21 protein-coding genes and 3 tRNA genes are annotated in these 20711 nt (G+C 40.4%); 14 read left to right on the plus strand and 10 right to left on the minus strand.

Annotated features, from left to right (window positions below; translation table 11 throughout):
- Positions 1-95: 95 nt before the first annotated feature.
- The 8 genes from EDC51_RS09260 to rffA all read right to left on the minus strand — a co-directional run bounded on the left by EDC51_RS09260 (position 96) and on the right by rffA (position 5150).
- Positions 96-172, minus strand: a tRNA-Pro gene (locus EDC51_RS09260).
- 6 nt (positions 173-178) lie between these two features.
- Positions 179-254: transfer RNA gene (locus tag EDC51_RS09265), tRNA-His, on the minus strand.
- Positions 255-283: 29 nt separating this feature from the next.
- Positions 284-360: transfer RNA gene (locus tag EDC51_RS09270), tRNA-Arg, on the minus strand.
- 137 nt (positions 361-497) lie between these two features.
- Positions 498-1199: a lipopolysaccharide N-acetylmannosaminouronosyltransferase gene (gene wecG, locus EDC51_RS09275; RefSeq protein WP_015431780.1), complete on the minus strand. Its 702-nt coding sequence runs from the start codon at positions 1197-1199 to the stop codon at positions 498-500.
- Entirely contained in the window at positions 1187-2443 is a 1257-nt protein-coding gene (locus EDC51_RS09280) for a WzyE family oligosaccharide polymerase (RefSeq protein WP_131928780.1), read from the minus strand. Before EDC51_RS09280 ends, wecG begins: the two co-directional genes overlap by 13 nt.
- 44 nt (positions 2444-2487) lie before the next feature.
- A complete protein-coding gene (locus tag EDC51_RS09285; protein ID WP_131928781.1) occupies positions 2488-2919 on the minus strand; it encodes a hypothetical protein in 432 nt (143 codons plus the stop codon).
- Between the two features lie 36 nt (positions 2920-2955).
- Positions 2956-4011 carry a TDP-N-acetylfucosamine:lipid II N-acetylfucosaminyltransferase gene (locus tag EDC51_RS09290; RefSeq protein WP_131928782.1) on the minus strand — a complete coding sequence of 352 codons (1056 nt, stop codon included), beginning with the start codon at positions 4009-4011 and terminating at the stop codon, positions 2956-2958.
- The gene (gene rffA, locus EDC51_RS09295) at positions 4011-5150 is read right to left on the minus strand and encodes a dTDP-4-amino-4,6-dideoxygalactose transaminase (RefSeq protein WP_131928783.1); all 1140 of its coding nucleotides are present in this window, start codon (positions 5148-5150) and stop codon (positions 4011-4013) included. The genes EDC51_RS09290 and rffA overlap by 1 nt, the downstream gene beginning before the upstream one ends.
- Positions 5151-5298: 148 nt before the next feature.
- On the opposite strand from rffA, the gene EDC51_RS09300 reads away from it, so the two are divergent.
- From EDC51_RS09300 to EDC51_RS09360, 13 genes are all read left to right on the plus strand, one after another.
- Positions 5299-6144 (plus strand): heme/hemin ABC transporter substrate-binding protein, encoded by an 846-nt coding sequence (locus EDC51_RS09300; protein ID WP_131928784.1) that lies wholly within the window; start codon positions 5299-5301, stop codon positions 6142-6144.
- Positions 6144-7130, plus strand: a complete 987-nt coding sequence (locus tag EDC51_RS09305) for a FecCD family ABC transporter permease (RefSeq protein WP_025267378.1) — start codon at positions 6144-6146, stop codon at positions 7128-7130. Before EDC51_RS09300 ends, EDC51_RS09305 begins: the two co-directional genes overlap by 1 nt.
- On the plus strand, positions 7127-7930 hold the full coding sequence (locus EDC51_RS09310; protein WP_131928785.1) for a heme ABC transporter ATP-binding protein: 804 nt from the start codon (positions 7127-7129) through the stop codon (positions 7928-7930). The genes EDC51_RS09305 and EDC51_RS09310 overlap by 4 nt, the downstream gene beginning before the upstream one ends.
- A gap of 198 nt (positions 7931-8128) precedes the next feature.
- Positions 8129-8827 (plus strand): ChaN family lipoprotein, encoded by a 699-nt coding sequence (locus EDC51_RS09315; protein WP_231882700.1) that lies wholly within the window; start codon positions 8129-8131, stop codon positions 8825-8827.
- Positions 8828-8863: 36 nt separating this feature from the next.
- Entirely contained in the window at positions 8864-10165 is a 1302-nt protein-coding gene (locus EDC51_RS09320) for a HupA family protein (protein WP_131928786.1), read from the plus strand.
- Positions 10165-12366 (plus strand): TonB-dependent receptor domain-containing protein, encoded by a 2202-nt coding sequence (locus EDC51_RS09325; RefSeq protein WP_131928787.1) that lies wholly within the window; start codon positions 10165-10167, stop codon positions 12364-12366. The genes EDC51_RS09320 and EDC51_RS09325 overlap by 1 nt, the downstream gene beginning before the upstream one ends.
- Positions 12367-12677: 311 nt before the next feature.
- On the plus strand, positions 12678-14468 hold the full coding sequence (gene frdA, locus EDC51_RS09330; RefSeq protein WP_015431769.1) for a fumarate reductase (quinol) flavoprotein subunit: 1791 nt from the start codon (positions 12678-12680) through the stop codon (positions 14466-14468).
- Between the two features lie 3 nt (positions 14469-14471).
- Positions 14472-15239, plus strand: coding sequence for a succinate dehydrogenase/fumarate reductase iron-sulfur subunit (locus EDC51_RS09335; RefSeq protein ID WP_015431768.1), 768 nt, complete (start codon positions 14472-14474; stop codon positions 15237-15239).
- 10 nt (positions 15240-15249) lie between these two features.
- Positions 15250-15639, plus strand: a complete 390-nt coding sequence (gene frdC / locus EDC51_RS09340; RefSeq protein ID WP_015431767.1) for a fumarate reductase subunit FrdC — start codon at positions 15250-15252, stop codon at positions 15637-15639.
- A gap of 10 nt (positions 15640-15649) precedes the next feature.
- A complete protein-coding gene (gene frdD / locus EDC51_RS09345) occupies positions 15650-15994 on the plus strand; it encodes a fumarate reductase subunit FrdD (RefSeq protein WP_015431766.1) in 345 nt (114 codons plus the stop codon).
- Between the two features lie 115 nt (positions 15995-16109).
- Positions 16110-16715, plus strand: a complete 606-nt coding sequence (locus EDC51_RS09350; protein WP_131928788.1) for a ComEA family DNA-binding protein — start codon at positions 16110-16112, stop codon at positions 16713-16715.
- Between the two features lie 93 nt (positions 16716-16808).
- Positions 16809-17732, plus strand: a complete 924-nt coding sequence (locus EDC51_RS09355; RefSeq protein ID WP_131928789.1) for a DMT family transporter — start codon at positions 16809-16811, stop codon at positions 17730-17732.
- A 9-nt stretch (positions 17733-17741) separates the two neighbouring features.
- Positions 17742-18104 (plus strand): MmcQ/YjbR family DNA-binding protein, encoded by a 363-nt coding sequence (locus EDC51_RS09360; protein WP_131928790.1) that lies wholly within the window; start codon positions 17742-17744, stop codon positions 18102-18104.
- Between the two features lie 92 nt (positions 18105-18196).
- Here EDC51_RS09360 and aphA read toward each other — a convergent pair whose 3' ends face one another.
- Positions 18197-18913 (minus strand): acid phosphatase AphA, encoded by a 717-nt coding sequence (gene aphA, locus EDC51_RS09365; RefSeq protein ID WP_015431762.1) that lies wholly within the window; start codon positions 18911-18913, stop codon positions 18197-18199.
- Between the two features lie 117 nt (positions 18914-19030).
- Positions 19031-19492, minus strand: coding sequence for a transcriptional regulator AsnC (gene asnC / locus EDC51_RS09370; protein ID WP_015431761.1), 462 nt, complete (start codon positions 19490-19492; stop codon positions 19031-19033).
- Between the two features lie 179 nt (positions 19493-19671).
- On the opposite strand from asnC, the gene asnA reads away from it, so the two are divergent.
- Complete coding sequence (gene asnA / locus EDC51_RS09375; protein ID WP_131928791.1) at positions 19672-20664, plus strand: aspartate--ammonia ligase; 993 nt, start codon at positions 19672-19674, stop codon at positions 20662-20664.
- The last annotated feature ends 47 nt before the right edge of the window (positions 20665-20711 follow it).

The following is a 20711-nucleotide window of genomic DNA, read 5'->3' on the forward strand; positions in this document are numbered from 1 at the left end:
GCACCTATTAAGACTTCAAAATTAAAAAATATTTTTAACTAATCAATCAACAAGTGCCCACACAGATTGTCTGATATATTGTTAAAGAACAAAAATGGTCGGCGAGATAGGATTTGAACCTACGACCCACTGGTCCCAAACCAGTTGCGCTACCAAGCTGCGCTACTCGCCGATTTAATGGGGTGGCTAATGGGACTCGAACCCACGACAACTGGAATCACAATCCAGGGCTCTACCAACTGAGCTATAGCCACCATCTCTATTGGATTATTGCGATTGACCCTGGCGCGTCCGATAGGATTTGAACCTACGACCTTTGGCTCCGGAGGCCAACGCTCTATCCAACTGAGCTACGAACGCGTTGTTTTCAGTAGTGCGTCGCAACGGAGGCGTATATTAGTGATTTCACTTTCACTTGTCTAGCACTTTTTAAAAAAAAGTTTTTCGTGTGCTCTTAATTTATTCAAAATGTATATTAATTGTCAAAAAGAGTACATTTAGAGCTGTTTTGTGACGTAATAATAAGCATATTTAATTAATCTTAATTGTCTACGCCAACGGGTAGGTTGTTTTAATAAACGATATAGCCATTCGAAACCAAATTCTTGCCAGCTTTGTGGGGCCCGCTTTACTTTACCAATAAATACATCGTAACTTCCGCCTACCCCCATATAAAGGCAATTAGGATGTTGCTGTTTAGCACGTTGAATAAAAATCTCCTGCTTTGGGCTTCCCATTGCAACACTCACAAAGCTTGCACCACTCTGTTTAATACGCTCAATAATTACAGCTTCTTCCTCTGCTGAGAAATAACCATCTTGGATACCAACAATATTTATTCCACAAGCGGTTAATTTCTCATACGTTTTTGCAAGAGTATCACGCTCTGCGCCAACTAAGAAAACAGGCTCCCCTTTTCTTGCATGAAGCAGCGCGAGCCATAAATCAACCCCCGCGATTCTTGCCAATCTGTGCTGTGTTTTTTTTTGCTGCATGGCTTTAACAATACTAATACCATCTGCATATTTAAATTCTGCTTGTGTGATTAATCTTTTTAATACAGGATCTTCATCACATAAAATCACCTTTTCTGCATTAATAGCGACTAATGCTCCTGTTCTATGTTGTAAATAGGCAATTAATGCATCTTGATTTTCTGCAGCCAGCACTTCAATGCCACGAATCACTATCTTTTCCATCGTATAACTCCTTTTGCAATCAGCCAACAAAGCGCAAAAACCAGACTAAAAAAGAAAAAACGAGAAAAGAACGCATCAAAACCTTCTCGCACAAGCACAATCAAGTTAAACACTTGCCCTAAACAGAAGGTTTGTAGCACAACCGAATATCGCGAGCCATATTGAAACAAACGGTCAAACGTTGCAATGATTCCACCAACTAAAAACATTCCTATAGGAATGAGCGGATAACCTCCCATAATATAGAACGATCCTAATAAACTTGGTGATATTGCAAGTCCTGATTGATTGCCTAATACCGTTTTAGTGAAATAGTTCGCGCTGTTCCAAACAATATCAGGGCGCTCTTGCCATAAACTTTTTGGAATATAAACATAAAAATCACGAATAATTGGCATCAACCCTTGGTATTCCATTTCACTACTAAAGATACGTGCAAGATTTTCCCAAGGAGAGAAGGTATCACGAGTAAGATAAAGGAAAGTAAAGTAAATTTCTTTCCCATGGATATCCAGTCCATAACGTGCAAGCGCTAGCAAAAACATACCAACAATGCCTAGTGCTACCAACAACCCTAGCCATCTTACGGAAAGATACTGTTTCTCAAGCCCTAAAATTAAGAAAAATAGTCCTGCCATAGCTAAATTTGCTCGAGTACCACCAACCGCTAAATAGCTCAATATACCGAAAATAACCGACAAGATTAAAAACCACCACCAACGCTTAACACTTGGTTTGAGCAGAAAAAATAGGAGCAATGCTGGTAAAAAGAAATAGAAGAAGCGCTTCAAAGGCACAGCTTGGATCAAGGGCGAAAAAATCTGGCTGTATTTTTCTAGTTTAAAGAGTAACAAGCCTTCGTTTAAATAAATAAAGGTGAATAGGCTCCCAACGCCCACTAACGCCAGTAAGCAAGCGGTCGTTTTTGCATGAAAACTTGCGACATCTGCTTTTGGGGTAAGCGTGTTTATACTTGAAAATATGTGATACCCCATCTGATAAACTAAATAAGCCAAAATAGCCCAGCCAAATACACGCTGTTGGCTAGCATAATCTGGCAGAGTGTATTCAAACATATTTGCCATAATTAGCGAAAGCGGAAAACCTGCGAAAAAAGTGATCGCATATAGCACGCTAAATAACAAATAGAAAGAAAAATGCCGTTGCCGATAACTGCGCCAAATCGAATAGCCTAGCCAAACAAGGCTCAAGCAATAAATCAGAAAAACTACAATCTGTGCCATTTTTATCCTAAAGACAAAACGGTGCAAAACGCACCGTTTTCATATTACTTCGCAAATTCTTTTTCTAACTTTTCATAAAGTGTTTCCACTTCAGCCGCTAAGCCCTCTGCTTTTTGGTAAAATGCTTGAGCATTATCCGAAGTATATTTTGGTGAAATCATTGAGCGCATTACTACACGCTGATATCCCAATCCCTCAACCACTTTATCACGCAAATTTTTTACTTCAACATGGCGTAAATCTAGCGCTTTTGCTTGTAACACCGCTTGGTCAAATAAGTTATCCAGTAACTTTACTGCTTCCTCTTCACTTTTAGGTTTTATTTGCAGCAGTTGCTGTTCAAGCTGCTCAACATTTTCTGACCACTGTTGTAACTTAGCAAAATCGCTTTTTCCCACACTAGGATCAGTGCTTGAAGCAACACAACCAGAAAGAAAAACCACGCAACAGAGAGTTAAAAGTGTTTTAAATATCATTGCTAAATTCCTTATTAAACAAAATGATGACTATCACTATAGCATTGTTTCTAAGCAAGCCAACCACCCTTTTACATAATTCGGGTAAAAAAATCCGATCTTAGTTTTATCACATTGCAGTAATGCTTCTCGCGTTTGGCACAGGCTCGCCTGAGATAAATTATCTACCATTAAAAATGGCACTTGCTCCGCTTGGAGATCGCAACAAAATGGATTATTAGGATGTAGTACTACAGGGATATTTTGCTGGATCAGCAAGCAAATTGTGCCGATCCCCTGTTGTCGTTCAAAATTAAAATAACCCAGATCGCAAGCGGTTAAAATATGTAAATATTCTGCAAAATCGATCTTACTCCGCAAAATTTGCACATTTTCGCTCAAAAATAACCGCTTGGCAGCCTGCTCAACTTCACGGATATAACTCTCATTATTCGCTGGATAACCCATTGGGATAACAAGCTTAATCGCATGCCCTAAGTATTGGTTTAACTGTGATAAGGCAGCTAGATGGTTATTAGAGCGATCGCCAGAATTCCCCAATAGAATAGTCAGTTCACCATCTTCGAGACTTTTTCTGTCATAGCCCCACTGCAGATTAGGCATTTTGCTTGGAAAATAGATCAACCGATCTCGTTCACGCTTTGCGCGAATATGCTTCCATACATATTCAAGATCGCCTTTTGTTGCCCAGATTGCCGGCAATCTCCGCTGTATCATTCGGCGCAAAGGATAAAACAATTTAAATTTCCAGCGGCTTGAAACCTCGTATAAATCCGCCCCCCAAACATGCCATGCCACGCGACAAGCGGGTAATTTTCCACAAAAAAGTGCAAACCAAATCCAAATATTGTACTGCCCGTGCAAAATAAAGCGTGCCTGTGGTTCTCGCTTTGCTAAAGTGATCAACGCCAAGGCAATTGCTTTTTTACTCTCAAAGCGTGTAAGCAACAACTGTGGATAATTTAACTCTTGTTTCGACACAACATAAAAGTGATGTTTCTGTGTACTATTCGGCAGAATATCTTCTTGAAAGAATTGAAGTAGCGTTTGATTATGCTGAGAAATATCAGAGCCAAGAACATGATATAGCATTACTCTTCCTTGTTAAAAAAATCCCAGACTGCTTGAATCACTTTTTGCTGCTCTGCCAAGGTAAGGTTATAAAATAGTGGTAAACGCACTAATTGTTCACTTTCTTTAGTCGTAAAACGATCGTCACCAACAAATCGTCCAAATCGCTGCCCTGCGGGGCTGGAATGCAGGGGAACATAATGGAAAACCGCCAAAATATTGTTTACTTTTAAATGTGTAATCAATGCTGTTCGTGTATTAAGATCAGCAACTTTAAGATAAAAAAGATGTGCATTATGAATGCAGCATTCAGGTATTTGGGCTAAAACAACAACTCCTTTTTGAGCTAAGGGTTGAAAAGCCTGCCAATAATTTTGCCACAGCTGTAAGCGGGTTTGATTAATGAATGACGCTTGTACTAGCTGAGCATAAAGATAAGCTGCCTGTAATTCCGACATCAAATAACTTGAACCAAGATCTTTCCAAGTGTATTTATCTACTTGCCCACGGAAAAATTGGCTACGATTTGTGCCTTTTTCACGAATAATCTCCGCACGTTCAATAAAAGTTGGCTCATTAAGCAAAATTGCGCCCCCTTCTCCACCCGCCGTATAATTTTTAGTTTCGTGAAAACTATAACAGCCAATATGCCCTATTGAGCCTAATGGTCTGCCTTTATAGTATGCCATCACAGCTTGCGCGGCATCCTCTACAACAAAAAGCCCATATTGTTCAGCAATTGCCATAATCGTATCCATTTCACATGCGACTCCCGCATAGTGCACGGCAACAATCGCACGAGTTCGCGGAGTAATTGCCGCTTTAATCAAGCGTTCATCAATATTCATGGTATCTGGACGAATATCCACAAACACAATCTTCGCCCCACGCAAGGCAAATGCATTCGCGCTGGAAACAAAAGTATAACTCGGCATAATCACTTCATCACCCGCCTGAATATCAAGCAAAAGTGCCGCCATTTCGAGTGCAGCGGTACACGAAGGCGTAAGTAACGCTTTGGGCGTATGGCAATACTGCTGGATCCACTGCTCACACAGATGAGTAAAATGCCCATTACCAGAAATCTGCCCACTCATTATAGCTTGTTGTAAATAGCTTTGTTCATTGCCAACAACGCAAGGTTGATTAAAAGGAATCATAAACTGTTTTTCATAAATAAACTGAAGTTATTCTAGGGCTTGTTGATAATTCAAATCAAGCCTTTGCACACAAAGCGTCTCACAAAAATATTGATAATAATTCTCAATAGTATAGAATTAAGCCCTTTCGATTTTTAGGGGTTTAAATATGAATTTTGTCAAACTTCCTCTTTTTCTGAGCGCTTGTTTTGCATTCGTGAATGCAACATATGCACAAGATCGTGTTATTAGCATTGGCGGAGATGTAACAGAAATCTTATATGCACTAAATGCCGAACAAAATTTAGTTGGCAGAGATACAACCAGTACTGTACCAAAAGCAGTACAAGCCTTACCTGATGTAGGCTACATGCGCCAACTCAATGCAGAAGGTATCTTAGCACTAAAACCAACTCACATTATCGCGACACAAGCTGCACAGCCTTCTATAGTACTTGAACAATTGGCTGATGCGGGAGTAAAAATTGAGCAAGTTCCCTTGCAATATAGCGTAGAAAGCGTAGTAGAAAAGATTCATCAACTTGGCAAAATCACGAATAAGCAACCGCAAGCGGTCGCTTTAGCTGAAAAATTTGCCAAAGACCTTGCAGCAGTAAAAAACTCACCACTCGATGTGAATATTCTGTTTGTAATCAATCGCGCAGGGGGCAATCAAATGGCGGCGGGTAAAGATACCGTTGCAGATACCGCAATTCGTCTGATTGGCGCGAAAAATGCAATGGGAAATGCAATGCGTTTTGCGCCGATTTCACAGGAAGGTATTATTGCCGCAAATCCTGATCTTGTCGTGCTGACCAGCCTAAGTTTACAAAGCTTTAACTCACCAGATGAAATCTGGAATCTCCCTGGGCTTGCACATACCAATGCCGGCAAGCATAAACAGCTTGTGGTCGTAGATGATATTGCCTTTCTAGCTTTTGGTTTAACTATGCCACAAGAATTACACAAAATGCGCCTTGCAGCAGAGCAAGCATTAACGATGAAGGGTAAGTGATGAATCGTTCATTTTACTTATCCATACTGTTTTGCTTACTTATTGCCGCGCTATTAATTAGTTCAAATATCGGTGCATTTTCTTTAACTTGGCACGATCTCGCACAAGCCGATTTTAAAGATAGCACATGGCAAATTTGGTTAAATATCCGCCTGCCGCGTATTTTACTTGCCGTAGTGGTGGGGCTTGCTCTCGCTGTTTCCGGCGCTCTCTTTCAGGGACTATTTCATAACCCAATGGCCGATCCCGCGTTAATTGGTGTAAATAGTGGCGCCAGCCTTGCTGTGGCACTCTCAATCTTACTTCCAAATTTATTGCCACAAGCATGGTTAATTTATGGCACGATGCTGATCGCATTCCTCGGAAGCTTAACTGTCTCAACATTAATTTACGCACTCAGCTACCGTGCCCATGCATCAATGCAAAAACTGCTGCTTGCCGGTATTGCCGTAAATGCGCTTTGTTTTGCGCTTGTTGGCATGCTTACCTACATTAGTAATGATCAACAGCTCCGCCAATTTACATTGTGGACAATGGGTAGCTTAGGGCAAGCGCAATGGCAGCCACTCATCGCTGCCAGTCTGGTAATTTTGCCGTTAGCTGCCTACTCTTTTACACTTGCCAAGCAACTCAACCTATTACAACTCGGCGATGAGGAAGCACACTATCTAGGGCTAGATGTCATTAACTTAAAAAAACGTCTGATTTTCTTAGGCGCTCTATTAGTAGGGGCTGCCGTAGCTGTTAGTGGTGCAATCGGCTTTATCGGCTTACTTATCCCCCACCTAATACGCTTTAAATTTGGTGCAGACCATCGTTGGGTCTTGCCCGCCTCTGCAATCGCTGGAGCTATTTTATTACTGGTTGCAGATACCCTTGCACGTACCGCTTTTGCGCCCGCTGAATTACCGGTAGGTATGCTAACCAGTTTCCTTGGTGCACCTTATTTCCTCTGGCTTGTTATCAAATATAAGGAGGAGCGATGATTGGTAAAATTTCAACCCAAAATAACCGCTTGCTAAGCACTGCCAATCTAACCTTTGAACTCAATGGCAGAATATTGTTGCAAGATATTTCTCTCAATCTTCCGCAAGGAAAAATGACTGTGTTAATTGGCCCAAACGGAGCAGGAAAATCCACCTTGATGCGCTTGCTGTCTGGCTATTTACAACCAACACAAGGTGATATTTATTTACAAGAAAAACGCATTTCTACTTTTTCGGCGACAGAATTAGCCAAAAAACGTGCAGTAATGCGCCAACACAGCCAGCTTAATTTTCCATTTACTGTTGAGGACGTGATTCGCATGGGCGGCTACCACCGCCGCCAAAGCGAAGTAGAGCAATTTTTACCCACCGTAATTGCTGCTAGCGAATGTACCGAGTTGAAACATAAAGCATACCGCCAACTTTCCGGCGGGGAACAACAACGAGTTCAGTTAGCACGAGCGCTGTTGCAGCTATGGGATCAAGATATGCGTACTAAATTACTTTTCTTGGATGAGCCTACCTCCGCTTTTGATCTCTATCATCAGCAGCAATGCCTACGGCTACTTAAAAAATTGTGTCAAGAAAAAGGGCTAACGGTCTGCTGTATCTTACATGACCTCAACCTTGCCGCACTCTACGCTGATCAATTGCTATTACTGGCTGAAAATCGCTTACAAGCTCAAGGCTCCCCCGTTCAACTCATTAACAAAAAAAGTATTGAGCAGTGGTATCACGCAGAGGTAGAGATCGTCCCGCACAAAAAGAGTGCGATGCCGCAAATTCAGCTATTAGAGTGATTGACAATACTCATCACAAGCATTAAGATCGATAACAATTATCATTATTATTTTTTGTGTATGCTTTTCTTAAATCATAGGCTAATTACTCTGATTAGCCTATTTTTCATCACTGCTTGCAGCTCATCGGTTACGCAAATCCAATTACATGAATTAGGAGAAGTTGTTGATTTACATACAGGTCAACGCCTTAGCCCTATGCAATTTGCCAAACAAATTGCAACACATGACTACCTCCTAATTGGTGAACAACACGATGAGCTTAAACATCACCAAGCTCAATTTTGGCTACTTAAACAGCTACAACAAACTCGTGCGCAAGGCAGTATTGCCTTAGAAATGTTGAGTATCGATCAACAAGCTGATATTGCAAAAATTTCGCAAAATCCGAGCGCTTACATGCATAACTTACCTTCAATATTACGCTGGAAACAAAGCTGGAATTGGGCGTATTACGCAGACTTAATCCAAAGTGCTTTTGCCAATCAAACCGAAGTGCTTGCGACTAATTTAACGCAAGAAGAAGTGCAAACTTTAATGCGTGGCGCAGAGCCTCTCAACGGCTATCGCTCTACTACCACTAATGTTCAGCAGAAAATTGCAGATCTCATTACTGCGCAACATGGCTTTGAGACCACAAGCGGTAAAAATAGCGAAATAATTCGCAAAATGGTGCAAGTTCAACAATTTAGAGATCGGCGCATGGCAGAAAAACTCGCTCAGGCTAAAACGCCGAGCTTGTTGATTGCCGGAAATCACCATGTTAATCGGCAAATTGGCGTACCACTGCATCTAGCTGATCTTGCACCAAATATCAAGATCACAAGTATCTTGCTTGGCGCAACCTCTGAAAATATAAGCGCTAAAGATGCCGACTACTATTGGATTTTAAAATAATCTCACTCATCACTTCACTCACTCTAGGAGACAATTATGACATTGAAAAAACACTCTCTTGCAATCTGTGTTAGCCTCGCAATGCTTGGTAGCTTAACCGCCTGCTCTGGTAGTAGTAATAAATCTAGCCCTGTAACAAACCAAACTGAACAAGGCGTGGATAAAGCTAAACAAGAGCAAGCTGAAAAAGACAAAGCAGCAGAAAAGGCTCGTCTTGAAAAGGAACGCCAAGAGAAGGAAAAAGCAGAAAAGGAACGCCAAGAGAAGGAAAAAGCAGAAAAGGAACAAAAAGCAAAAGAGCAAGCCGAAAAGCAGTATGCCGAAAAACAAAAACGGGAACAGCTCGAAACTCAGCTTGATCCACAGGGAAAAACTAAGTGGCGACAAATCGCTAACTTTATCCCAAGCAGCGATACCTCCGCCAATAACCCATTGCAAGCTAGCCAAAACGGTAAAATTTCACCACAACTTGGGGCAGCAGCTTATACCAATGGCGACTCTCGTTATGTAGATGGTAACACGGTTAAAGATTTCCGCGATCAAGCAACCCGAGCCTCAACCAACTACACACCAAGCTTTATGTCTAGTGCAGACATCGATCCAAGCAAGATCCAAATGCTGGAGATTTTAAATAGCTCTGGGCAGCCTATTGCGAATATTCATTTTGTGAACCAGCAATATTCTAGTTACAACACATGGAAATCTGCTAAAACCCCCACTGTTGGCGGAGACCCTATTGATTCAATAATGAGTGGTTATGTAGCACTACCAACTAAACCTGATATTGATCTGAAAAGCAAGGGGCAAGCCACCTACCGAGGTCATACCTTGGCACAAACGGCACCGAATAGTAATGATATTCATCTTGGCAATATTGAGCTAAATGCTGATTTTGATGCCATGAAAATCAGTGGCAAATTAACTAACCGTAATGACCGCTTATTGGATAGCTCGGTTAAACGTTTCTTCCCAGAAGAGTTTAGAGAAATCTACACAACAGATAAAGATGAATGGGAAGATGATAAAGAGAATCTAAAACTGATCTCAAAAGAAGAGTACGCTAAATTAGAGGCGCAGTGGGAAAAGGATTTAGAGGCGAAAATGCAACAATTCCGCAAAATTGATGTTTCGATTAACCAAACAGATATCAAAACAGATAATAGCGTCATCTCATTTACCAACCCACTTGGCGCACTCTCTTATACTGATGATGGCAAAACACGTAATACTGGCGTAGTTGGTGGCATTTTTGCCGGTGACAAAGCACAAGAAGTCGTAGGTGAAATTCAGGGTAGCAGCAACTTTATGAGCTTTGGTGCAACAGAGGTAACAAAATAATGAAAAAAACCGTACTGGCAGTTTGGGTAGCGAGTTGTATTTCTTATGCATTTGCAGATGTTGCAACCTTAGATGAGGTAAAAGTAATCGGCTCGAATGTCTTTAAAACAGGGAGTGTCACCTCTCGGGGTGAAGATAAAAAATTGCAGTCACTTGATAGTATTGTACGTGCTTTACCAGGTACTTTCACGAATATTGATCCTGCACAGGGCACCATCAATGTCAATATTCGCGGTATGTCAGGATTAGGACGTGTCAATACCACCATTGATGGTGTACCGCAAACTTTTTTTGGCACATCCGCCAATGGAGATCGCCGCTTTCATGATGAACATGGAGGTCTCCCTCCAAGCAGCCAGTTCGGTGCGATGATTGAGCCCAATTTTTTAAGTTCTATCAGTGTCCATAAAGGCTTTGCTAAAGGAGAGAAAAGCATTAATGCACTATCTGGCGTAGCAGAATTTAAAACCTTAGGGGTTGATGATATTGTTTTCAATGAAAATAAAGCGGGCGTACGTTCTAAATTTAGTTATGGTAGCAATGCGCTTGGCTATAACGCCATGCTTGCGCTGGCTGGTAAAACCGAAGCCTTTACTCAAGGCAGTGTTGGTGGTTTATTTGCCTACAACAAGCGAGCGAGTGGTTCAAACTATAAACGTGGTGATGGTACTTACGCCTCAGACAATAATTATGTTAAGCGAATGAATCAACACCCGAATTCATGGTTAGCAAAATTTGAGCTAAAACCAAGCGCTTCACACGAACTAGTCTTAGATGCCCGCAAATATGAGACTAATATTGGTGGACGAACATTAACCAATAATCATCAGGGGCTCACTTATCGCTATATGCCAAATTCTGATCTGATCAATTTAGAACTATTACTGGCAAAAACAGACAATAAGCAAAATTATGATAATGACTCTGCGCTTTGGGAACTCACCGATGCCTCTACCACCAACCAATCGCGCTATATCAATTTAAAAAATAGTAGCTATTTTAAAGTAGCTGAAAGTGATCTTACATTAAATTATGGAGCAGGTTATTTCACCAATCGTTATGCACGTAAAGCGACGGGCAAAAATCAAGATAATTTGGAATACACCCCATTTGCGCCGAGTGGTCGCCAACAGATTTTAAGTAGCTTTTTAAGTTTCGACTGGAAAAAATCTATTTACAATTTAGAAGGTGGAGTGAATTACACTCGCTCAACTTTTACTGGATTTAAGCCAGAATGTGGTTCTGTTGGTGAATATACGATTCCTTGCTTCCCTCAAGGTGCTTACAACATCAAAATGATGCACTATGCGTTAGATCCGTCTGTACAATTATTAGTTGAACTGAGTGATTGGTTTAGTCCATTTGTGAGTGCTACACGCTCAACACGAATGCCAAATATTCAAGAAGTGTTTTTTAACAATGAGAATGGCGGCTCAATGAATCCGTTTTTAAAACCAGAAAAAGCGAAAACTTATCAGGTAGGCTTCAATACGTTCAAAAATGATCTTTTTACTAATGGAGACTATTTAGGCATTAAGCTGCTCTATTATCGCTCTATGATTCGTAACTATATTACTTCTGAATCATTCTATATTTCAACGAAAGGCAACCTGACTACGGATAAAGATGATATTGGCTCCGGCAGTTTCCACGCTCAAATGTCGATTAACAGTTTAGAGCCTGTGCGAACCAGTGGTGCAGAATTAGAATTACACTATAATAGTCCTCGTTATTTTGCTCGGCTAACTTATAGCTACCAAAAAACCTCTCAGCCCCTAGGCGTACAGAGCTCAATGGATGGCTTTGGTTTTGGTGATATTTATGAGCTACCAAAACATTACGGTACATTAGATATTGGTACACGTTGGTTTGATAACCGTCTAACTCTAGGTAGTATCATTAAATATACTGGCAAAGCGAAACGTCTATCACCAAAAGGCATTGATGCCACTGCGGGTAAACGCCATGAAGTAGAAGTATTGCCAACCAACCCTGCGATAGTAGATCTTTATGCGATCTATGAATTTAATAAGCACTTTATGCTAAAAGCAAGCATACAGAACTTACTGAATGCATTATATATTGATCCATTAAACAGCCAAAATACTACTCGCTCACAGCATTCTAATGACGATAGTACGAAGTTCACCAATTATGCACGTGGACGTACTTATGTTGTTGGCGGCGAAATTCGTTTCTAAATAGAGAAGGTTGTTAATATTTTGTTACAAACAAAATACTTAACAACCCTTTTATTTAGCAAAGTTTTCATATTTCTTATCATAAAACAAGCGCTCAATTTTTAGCAAAAATCTGCAAAATAGCCTTATCGGACAACGAAGATAATAGCGATTATCAATAACTCTCTTTTTCCAAATTCATTTTTTGAGATAGATCACAAAACGAAAAACTTTTTGTTAAAAAAATGTAAAACACAATTAAAACAGCGCTTAAAAAATGGCACAATAACAATGTTTTTATGTATTAATATCGATTTCCTTAGGAGGAAAGTGTGAAAACTGTAAACGTTGATATTGCGATTGTGGGTGCTGGTGGCGGTGGCTTACGTGCAGCGATTGCCGCAGCTGAAGCTAATCCAAATTTGAAAATTGCACTGATTTCAAAAGTTTATCCAATGCGTAGCCATACCGTAGCAGCCGAAGGTGGCGCGGCGGCAGTGATTAAAGAAACAGATTCTTACGATAAACATTTCCATGATACTGTTGCCGGTGGTGACTGGCTATGTGAACAAGATGTCGTTGAGCATTTTGTTGAAAATTCTCCGGTTCAAATGACCCAATTAGAGCGTTGGGGTTGCCCGTGGTCTCGTAAAGAAGATGGCGATGTGAACGTGCGCCGTTTCGGTGGAATGAAAATTGAACGGACTTGGTTCGCTGCCGATAAAACAGGTTTCCATATTCTTCATACCCTTTTCCAAACTTCAATCAAATATCCACAAATTATCCGCTTTGATGAGCATTTCGTATTAGATATTTTAACCGATGATGGTCACGCTCGTGGTTGCGTAGCAATGAATATGATGGAAGGCACTTTTGTGCAAATCAATGCGAATGCCGTTGTGATTGCAACTGGTGGTGGCTGCCGTGCTTATCGTTTTAATACCAACGGTGGTATCGTGACCGGTGATGGGCTATCAATGGCGTATCGTCATGGCGTTGCTTTGCGTGATATGGAATTTGTGCAATATCACCCAACAGGCTTACCAAATACTGGTATCTTAATGACAGAAGGTTGCCGTGGTGAAGGTGGTATCTTGGTAAATAAAGATGGCTACCGTTACCTGCAGGATTATGGTCTAGGCCCAGAAACACCAATTGGCAAACCAGAAAATAAATACATGGAATTAGGCCCTCGTGATAAAGTTTCACAAGCATTCTGGCAAGAATGGCGTAAAGGAAACACATTAAAAACCGCAAAAGGTGTTGATGTCGTTCACTTAGACCTACGCCACTTAGGTGAAAAATACTTACACGAACGTTTACCATTTATCTGTGAATTAGCCAAAGCGTATGAAGGGGTTGATCCTGCGAAAGCACCAATTCCAGTGCGTCCGGTCGTTCACTACACTATGGGTGGTATTGAAGTTGATCAACAAGCCGAAACCTCAATCAAAGGTTTATTTGCGGTGGGTGAATGTGCATCTTCTGGCTTACACGGTGCGAACCGTTTAGGCTCCAACTCATTAGCCGAATTAGTGGTATTCGGTAAAGTTGCGGGTGAAATGGCGGCTCAACGTGCAGTTGAAAGCCACAACCGTAACCAAGCGGTAATTGATGCTCAAGCACAAGATGTATTAGAGCGTGTTTATGCGTTAGCTCGTCAGGAAGGTGAAGAATCTTGGTCACAAATTCGTAACGAAATGGGCGATTCAATGGAAGAAGGCTGTGGTATCTATCGTACTCAAGAGAGTATGGAAAAAACTGTAGCGAAAATCGCAGAATTAAAAGAACGCTATAAACGCATTAAAGTAAAAGATACCTCAAGTGTATTTAACACCGACTTACTCTACAAAATTGAGCTTGGCTTTATTTTAGACGTTGCAGAATCTATCTCATCTTCTGCGGTAGAGCGTAAAGAGTCTCGTGGTGCACACCAACGTTTAGACTATGTAGAACGTGATGATGTGAACTACTTAAAACACACTGTAGCGTACTATAACCCAAATGGTGCACCAACGATTAAATACACTGACGTGAAGATTACCAAATCACAACCTGCAAAACGTGTTTATGGTGCAGAAGCAGAAGCACAAGAAAAAGCGGCAAAAGAAGCGAAGGAGTAACCAATGGCAAATCAAATGATGACTATCGAAGTGCTTCGTTACAATCCGGAACAAGATAACGAACCATACTTCACCAAATATGAAGTTCCATACGACAGCCAAACCTGCGTATTGGACGCATTAGGCTATATTAAAGATGAATTAGAACCTGAGCTTTCTTACCGTTGGTCTTGCCGTATGGCGATTTGTGGCTCTTGCGGTATGATGGTCAATGGCAAACCCAAATTAGCCTGTAAAACATTTTTACGCGACTATAGCGGCTATATGAAAATTGAACCGCTTGCAAATTTCCCAATTGAACGGGATTTGGTTGTGGATTTAAGCCATTTTATCGAAAGCTTGGAAGCGATTAAGCCATATATTATTGACAACCAAGCACCAGAATTAGCGGGCACACCAGCACCATCTGCGGAATTAGCGAAAAGTCGTACTAAACAAACTCCTGCACAATTAGAGAAATATCGTACTTTCTCAATGTGTATCAACTGTGGCTTATGTTATGCAGCTTGTCCACAATTCGGTTTAAATCCAGAGTTTGTTGGCCCTGCGGCGCTCACACTTGCTCACCGCTATAACCTTGATAACCGCGATAATGGTAAAGCTGAACGGATGAAAATTCTCAACGGTAAAAATGGGGTATGGAGCTGTACTTTCGTGGGTTACTGTTCTGAAGTTTGTCCAAAACATGTGGGACCAGCCTCCGCTGTTAACCAAGGCAAAATTGAAAGTGCGAAAGACTATGTGTTCGCAATGCTAAAACCGCAGAAATAAGGAGAGTAAAATGACTACAGCAAGTAAACGCAAAAAATATGTGCGTGAGATCAAACCCACTTGGTGGAAAAAGCTAGATTTTTACAAATTCTATGTGCTGCGTGAAAGTACCTCCGTACCCACCGTTTGGTTCTGTCTTGTACTACTTTACGGCTTAACCAGTTTAGTTCAGGGTACGTTTGATACGAATTTTGTGTCATTTCTACAAAATCCATTAGTGGTAATTTTAAATATTATTACGTTAGCCGCCGTGTTATTAAATAGCTTTACCTTCTTTAATATGGCACCACAAATGATGAATGTCATTGTGAAAAATGAGCGTATTAATGTGAAATTGGTATCCCGCGTATTCTGGGGAATTACCGCATTCGTTAGTTTATTAGCGTTAATTTTAGTATAGGGGAAAGAAAATGGACAAAACAAATCCACCACGTTCAAACGAACCAGCCGTTTGGCTACTCTTCGGTGCTGGCGGCGCAATTAGCGCGGTATTCTTTCCTGTATTAGTACTCATTCTTGGTTTACTACTACCATTTGGGTTAGTAAGCGCGGATAATATCATCGCTTTTTCACAAACCTTTATTGGAAAATTGGCCATTCTTGCTCTACTAATTTTCCCAATGTGGTGCGGCATGCATCGTATCCACTTAGGTCTACACGACTTTAAAGTCCATGTACCTGCCGGCGGCTGGATCTTCTATGGATTATCAGCACTTTACAGTGTACTTGTCTTTTTTGCTGTATTTTCACTGTAATTAATGTTGCTCCAAAAGCTATTTTCTCGTAAGAAAATAGCTTTTTTCTTTTTTCCGGAACTTAGTCTATTTATTCTCATCTAAACAAAAGTTTTTACTTCACTAGGACAAATAAATGAAATCCTTTAAATCTCTATTAACTCTAGGCTTCGCAATTGCCTTCTCTACCCATGTATTAGCCGAGAATAACAATTCCCTAAATACTTTCAAAACTCCTACCAAAGAAACCATAAACAACCAAGTTTCATATGGCAAACAAGCGCTCAATTCTTCACAAAATTCTGCAAAATCTGCTCTGACAGAAAAAGTTTCTAACACGGTAAATAATACTAAAGATAAAGTAACCACCAGTGCTAAAAACAGCGTAAATAGTGCAAAAGACAAATCGGCAAATGCAGTATCTCACGCAAAAAATAGTACAGTACAAACAACCGCGACTGCACGCGAAACATTAAATTCAGCGAAAGCCAATGCGATAGAAAAAGCAACTTCTACTCAAAGTACGCTTAAAAATACGACTAAAAAATCGAAAATTAACATTAATACTGCTGATGTAGAGACATTACAAGCGCTAGAAGGTATCGGTGAAGTGAAAGCAAAAGCTATTGTCGAATACCGTAAAAAGCATGGTCATTTCAAAAAAGCAGCTGATTTAACCAAAGTGTCTGGTATCGGCGATTCTACCGTAACCAAAATCAAATCAGCAATTAGCTTTCAATAAGCTCTTGGGCAGTATCCCTGCCCTTTCTCTGCTTGAAAATGCAAGATATTCGCTCTAAACTGACTTCCTTATATCTATAAATCACGATGCAGTATGTTAGCAATCTTTATCGGCATTTTGGCAGGAATGGGCATCGGCTTACAAACCGCTATTAATTCTCGTTTACGTCATTTCCTTGGTTCTCCCTTTTTGGCTTCACTCGTGTCCTTTAGTGTGGGAGCAATAGCATTGCTTACTGTGCTCATTATCAGTGATCACCCCCTTTTACTCGAACACAGCACAATCGTAAATATTCCTTGGTGGGCTTGGTTCGGAGGACTACTCGGTATGATCGGCTTAACTAGCAATGTATTACTCTTTCCTAAATTAGGGGGTGTACAAACAGCCGTAATGCCAATTTTAGGACAGGTATTAATGGGTAGTTTAATTGATACTTTCGGCTGGTTTCATTCCCCACAAGCAGATTTCAGTTTTCATCGCTTAATCGGTTTATTATTAGTGTTATTTGGCGTATTTACCACTGTAGTATTGCCCCATATTCATTCTCTACGCAACAAACATGTACAAGGGCTATGGAAGTGGCAATTAGCTGGTATTATTGCAGGAATGGTGATGGCTGCCCAAACCGCCATAAATGGCGAACTTGGGCGACAACTACACTCGGCCACCTATGCGGCAACAATATCTATGCTCGGGGGCATGCTCTCTATTTCACTGATTGTGCTGTTTTATGAAGGTAATTTTTCTCGTCTTACTCTGGCGGTTGGCAAGGGAAAACCCTACTGGATTTGGTTTGGGGGCATACTTGGTGCAATTTATATTTCTGTTGGAGCTTGGTTAGTACAAATTGTCGGAACGGGCGGTACGGTAGTGTTAATGCTCTGCGGATTAATTAGCATGAGTTTATTGATTGATAAATTTGGCTGGTTAGGTGTAACCAAAAAAGTCGTGCAAAAAATACAGCTGCTCGGTTTGTTTATGCTATTGAGTGGTGTCGCTTGCATTCATTTACTTTAGGAGCGCAATATGTCTTATCGCCAACAAATTTTCACTTATGTTGCTCATCAATATGGTGTATCTCCTGAATATTTATGGGAGAAATTTCCCAGCTATGCTGTGCTTCGCCACGGAAATAAAAAAGCAAAATGGTTTGCCCTCATTGCCAATGTGCCCAATAGCAAGCTTGGGCTAAATGAGAAAGGCAATAGTGAAATGATCAACTTAAAGGGCAACCCAGACATGATTAACCTCTTGCAACAAGATAAAAATATTTTCCCCGCTTACCATATGAATAAAAAGCATTGGTTTAGCATACGCTTAGATCAAGATTTTCCATTTGAAGATATTCTACCTTTACTTGATTGGAGCTATCGACTAACAGCGCAATAAAAAATAAAGAGAGTATGAATACATACTCTCTCTTGTAGATTATGATCTATTAAGAGCCCAATTCTTACGTTAAGCTAATAAATTGATCCTGATTAATAGCTTGAATTAACAATAACTTCCTCGCCATAACCACCAGCTTGAGGGAATGGAGTATAGTTAGAGTTTGCCGCGCGTAAAATACGAATACCACGAATGCCCGCTTCACGTGCAGCTAAAATATCATCATCGCTATCACCATAATGAATTTGTACTTTGTGTTCTAAGATCGCGGGGGTTTTATCATATTTGGTGCTATGCTCTTTTCCGCCCATAAAATTCACTGGCTGCATATTTTTGATACCAAGATTTTTCTCCATAATTGGAGTAACTTGATCATCTTTACCCGCAGTACGGCCTGTGATCAAATAAACTTGGTCACCTCGTTCTTGGTGCATTTTAATTAAATCAATCGCCACTTGTTTTGGAAGTGAATATTTATCGCAACCAGCATTAATTTCATCCCAGAAATCTTGATTTTTTAAGTAGCTATAATCATTTGGGGAATATTTTTGTTTACCATAATGGAAACAACCACTACTTGCTGCCACAGTATCATCAATATCAAAGCTTACCGCCATTGGAGGTAAATCTTTAATGCTCTCTTTAATCTGTTCAATAGACACCCAGTGGATTGGAGCTTGCTGAGCCTCATTGGTTCTCATATCAATACCCGGTTGAGAATAAGGCACTTTTGGCCCCGCTGCTTGAGCAGAAAAAGCCACGCAAGAAGCAAGTAATGCAGCTACAGTCGTTTTCAACACACATTTCATAGTAAATTCTCCATTAGTTAATCCGCGGGCTATTTTAGCCGAGTCATACATTTAGTGCTAATAGCAAAAGTAATTTTTGTGAGCCGCTTCACAGGTAAACGATTACCTCAGGTACAGTTAGGGCATAATTTCCCGCAAAATCGGATTTTGCATTGAAATCAAGGTTTCCGTTGACTGAATTTCATCGATCGATTGAATTTTGCCTGCTAATACTGAATGCAGCTCTTCAATGGTATGAGTCATCACTTTAATAAAAATCGAATAGTTTCCTGTTGTATAATAAGCTTCTACTACCTCATCAAATTCACTCAACTTCGCAATGACTTGATCATAGTCTTTGGCTGATTTCAAAATAATGCCGATAAAGCAGCATACATCATAGCCAAGTTTACGTTGATTTACCCGAATTTTGGTACCTTCAATAATCCCGGCTTGTCGCATTTTTTCTACTCGCACATGAATGGTCGCAGCACTCACGCCAAACTGTTTTGCCATTTCTGCATAAGGTGTGCGCGCATCCACAATTAAAGCACGCAAAATTTGTTGATCAAGCCGATCGAGACTCTGTTTAGCGTTCATTTTTTATCCCTATTTCTGGTTTTTGCAAATTTTATTCGGATTTTACCCGCTTATTTTAAATAAAATCTACTCATTTTGTTTTTTTAATTGATGAATATTGCATTTTTCGCACAATTATTTAAATTAACCAAAGTTTTGCTATGTCATGTAGCTGAGTTTTTAATTATTGAGAGTCAATTATGAAAAAATCATTTATCTTACAACAACAAGAAATTAGCTTTGTAAAAAACACCTTTACCCAAAACCTGATTGAACAACTAGAAATTATCGAAGTGCAAGGCCCGATTTTAAGCGAAGTCGGCAACGGTATGCAGGATAACCTTTCTGGTATCGAAAAAGCCGTACAAGTCAATGTAAAATGTATTCCAAATGCCGTTTATGAAGTGGTACATTCACTAGCAAAATGGCAACGTCATACTCTTTCACGTTTCCAATTTAAAGAAGGCGAAGGGCTATTTGTGCATATGAAAGCACTTCGTCCAGATGAAGATTCACTCGATCCAACTCACTCTGTTTATGTTGATCAATGGGATTGGGAAAAAGTGATTCCAGCGGGTCGCCGCAACTATGCCTATTTACAAGAAACAGTGCGCAAAATCTATCGTGCTATCCGTCTAACAGAAGTGGCTGTCGAAGCACGTTTCGATATTCCTAGCAGCTTACCGAAAGAAATTACTTTTGTGCATAGCGAAGATTTAGTTAAACGCTATCCCGATATGACAGGTAAACAGCGTGAGAACGCTATTTGTAAAGAGTATGGGGCTGTATTCTTAGTGGGCATTGGTGGTAAATTATCTGATGGTAAGCCACATGACGGCCGTGCCCCAGACTACGATGACTGGACTACAGAATCTGAAAATGGCTATAAAGGCTTAAATGGCGATATCCTTGTCTGGAACGAAGAATTAGGTTCAGCATTCGAGCTTTCATCAATGGGTATCCGTGTTGATGAAACCGCATTACGCTTACAAGTTTCCTTAACCGGCGATGAAGAGCGTTTAGAAATGGATTGGCACAAAGATTTGTTGGCAGGGAAGTTACCACTCTCTATTGGTGGAGGTATCGGACAATCTCGTATGGCAATGTTCCTATTACATAAAAAACATATCGGCGAAGTACAATCAAGCGTTTGGCCAAAAGATATGCTAGAGCAATATGCCAACATTCTATAACAAATAAAAAAACCTTGCCTATTGGCAAGGTTTTTGCATTTTATTCA

The sequence above is a fragment of the Bibersteinia trehalosi genome, from assembly GCF_004346205.1.
Taxonomy (GTDB): Bacteria; Pseudomonadota; Gammaproteobacteria; order Enterobacterales; family Pasteurellaceae; genus Bibersteinia; species Bibersteinia trehalosi.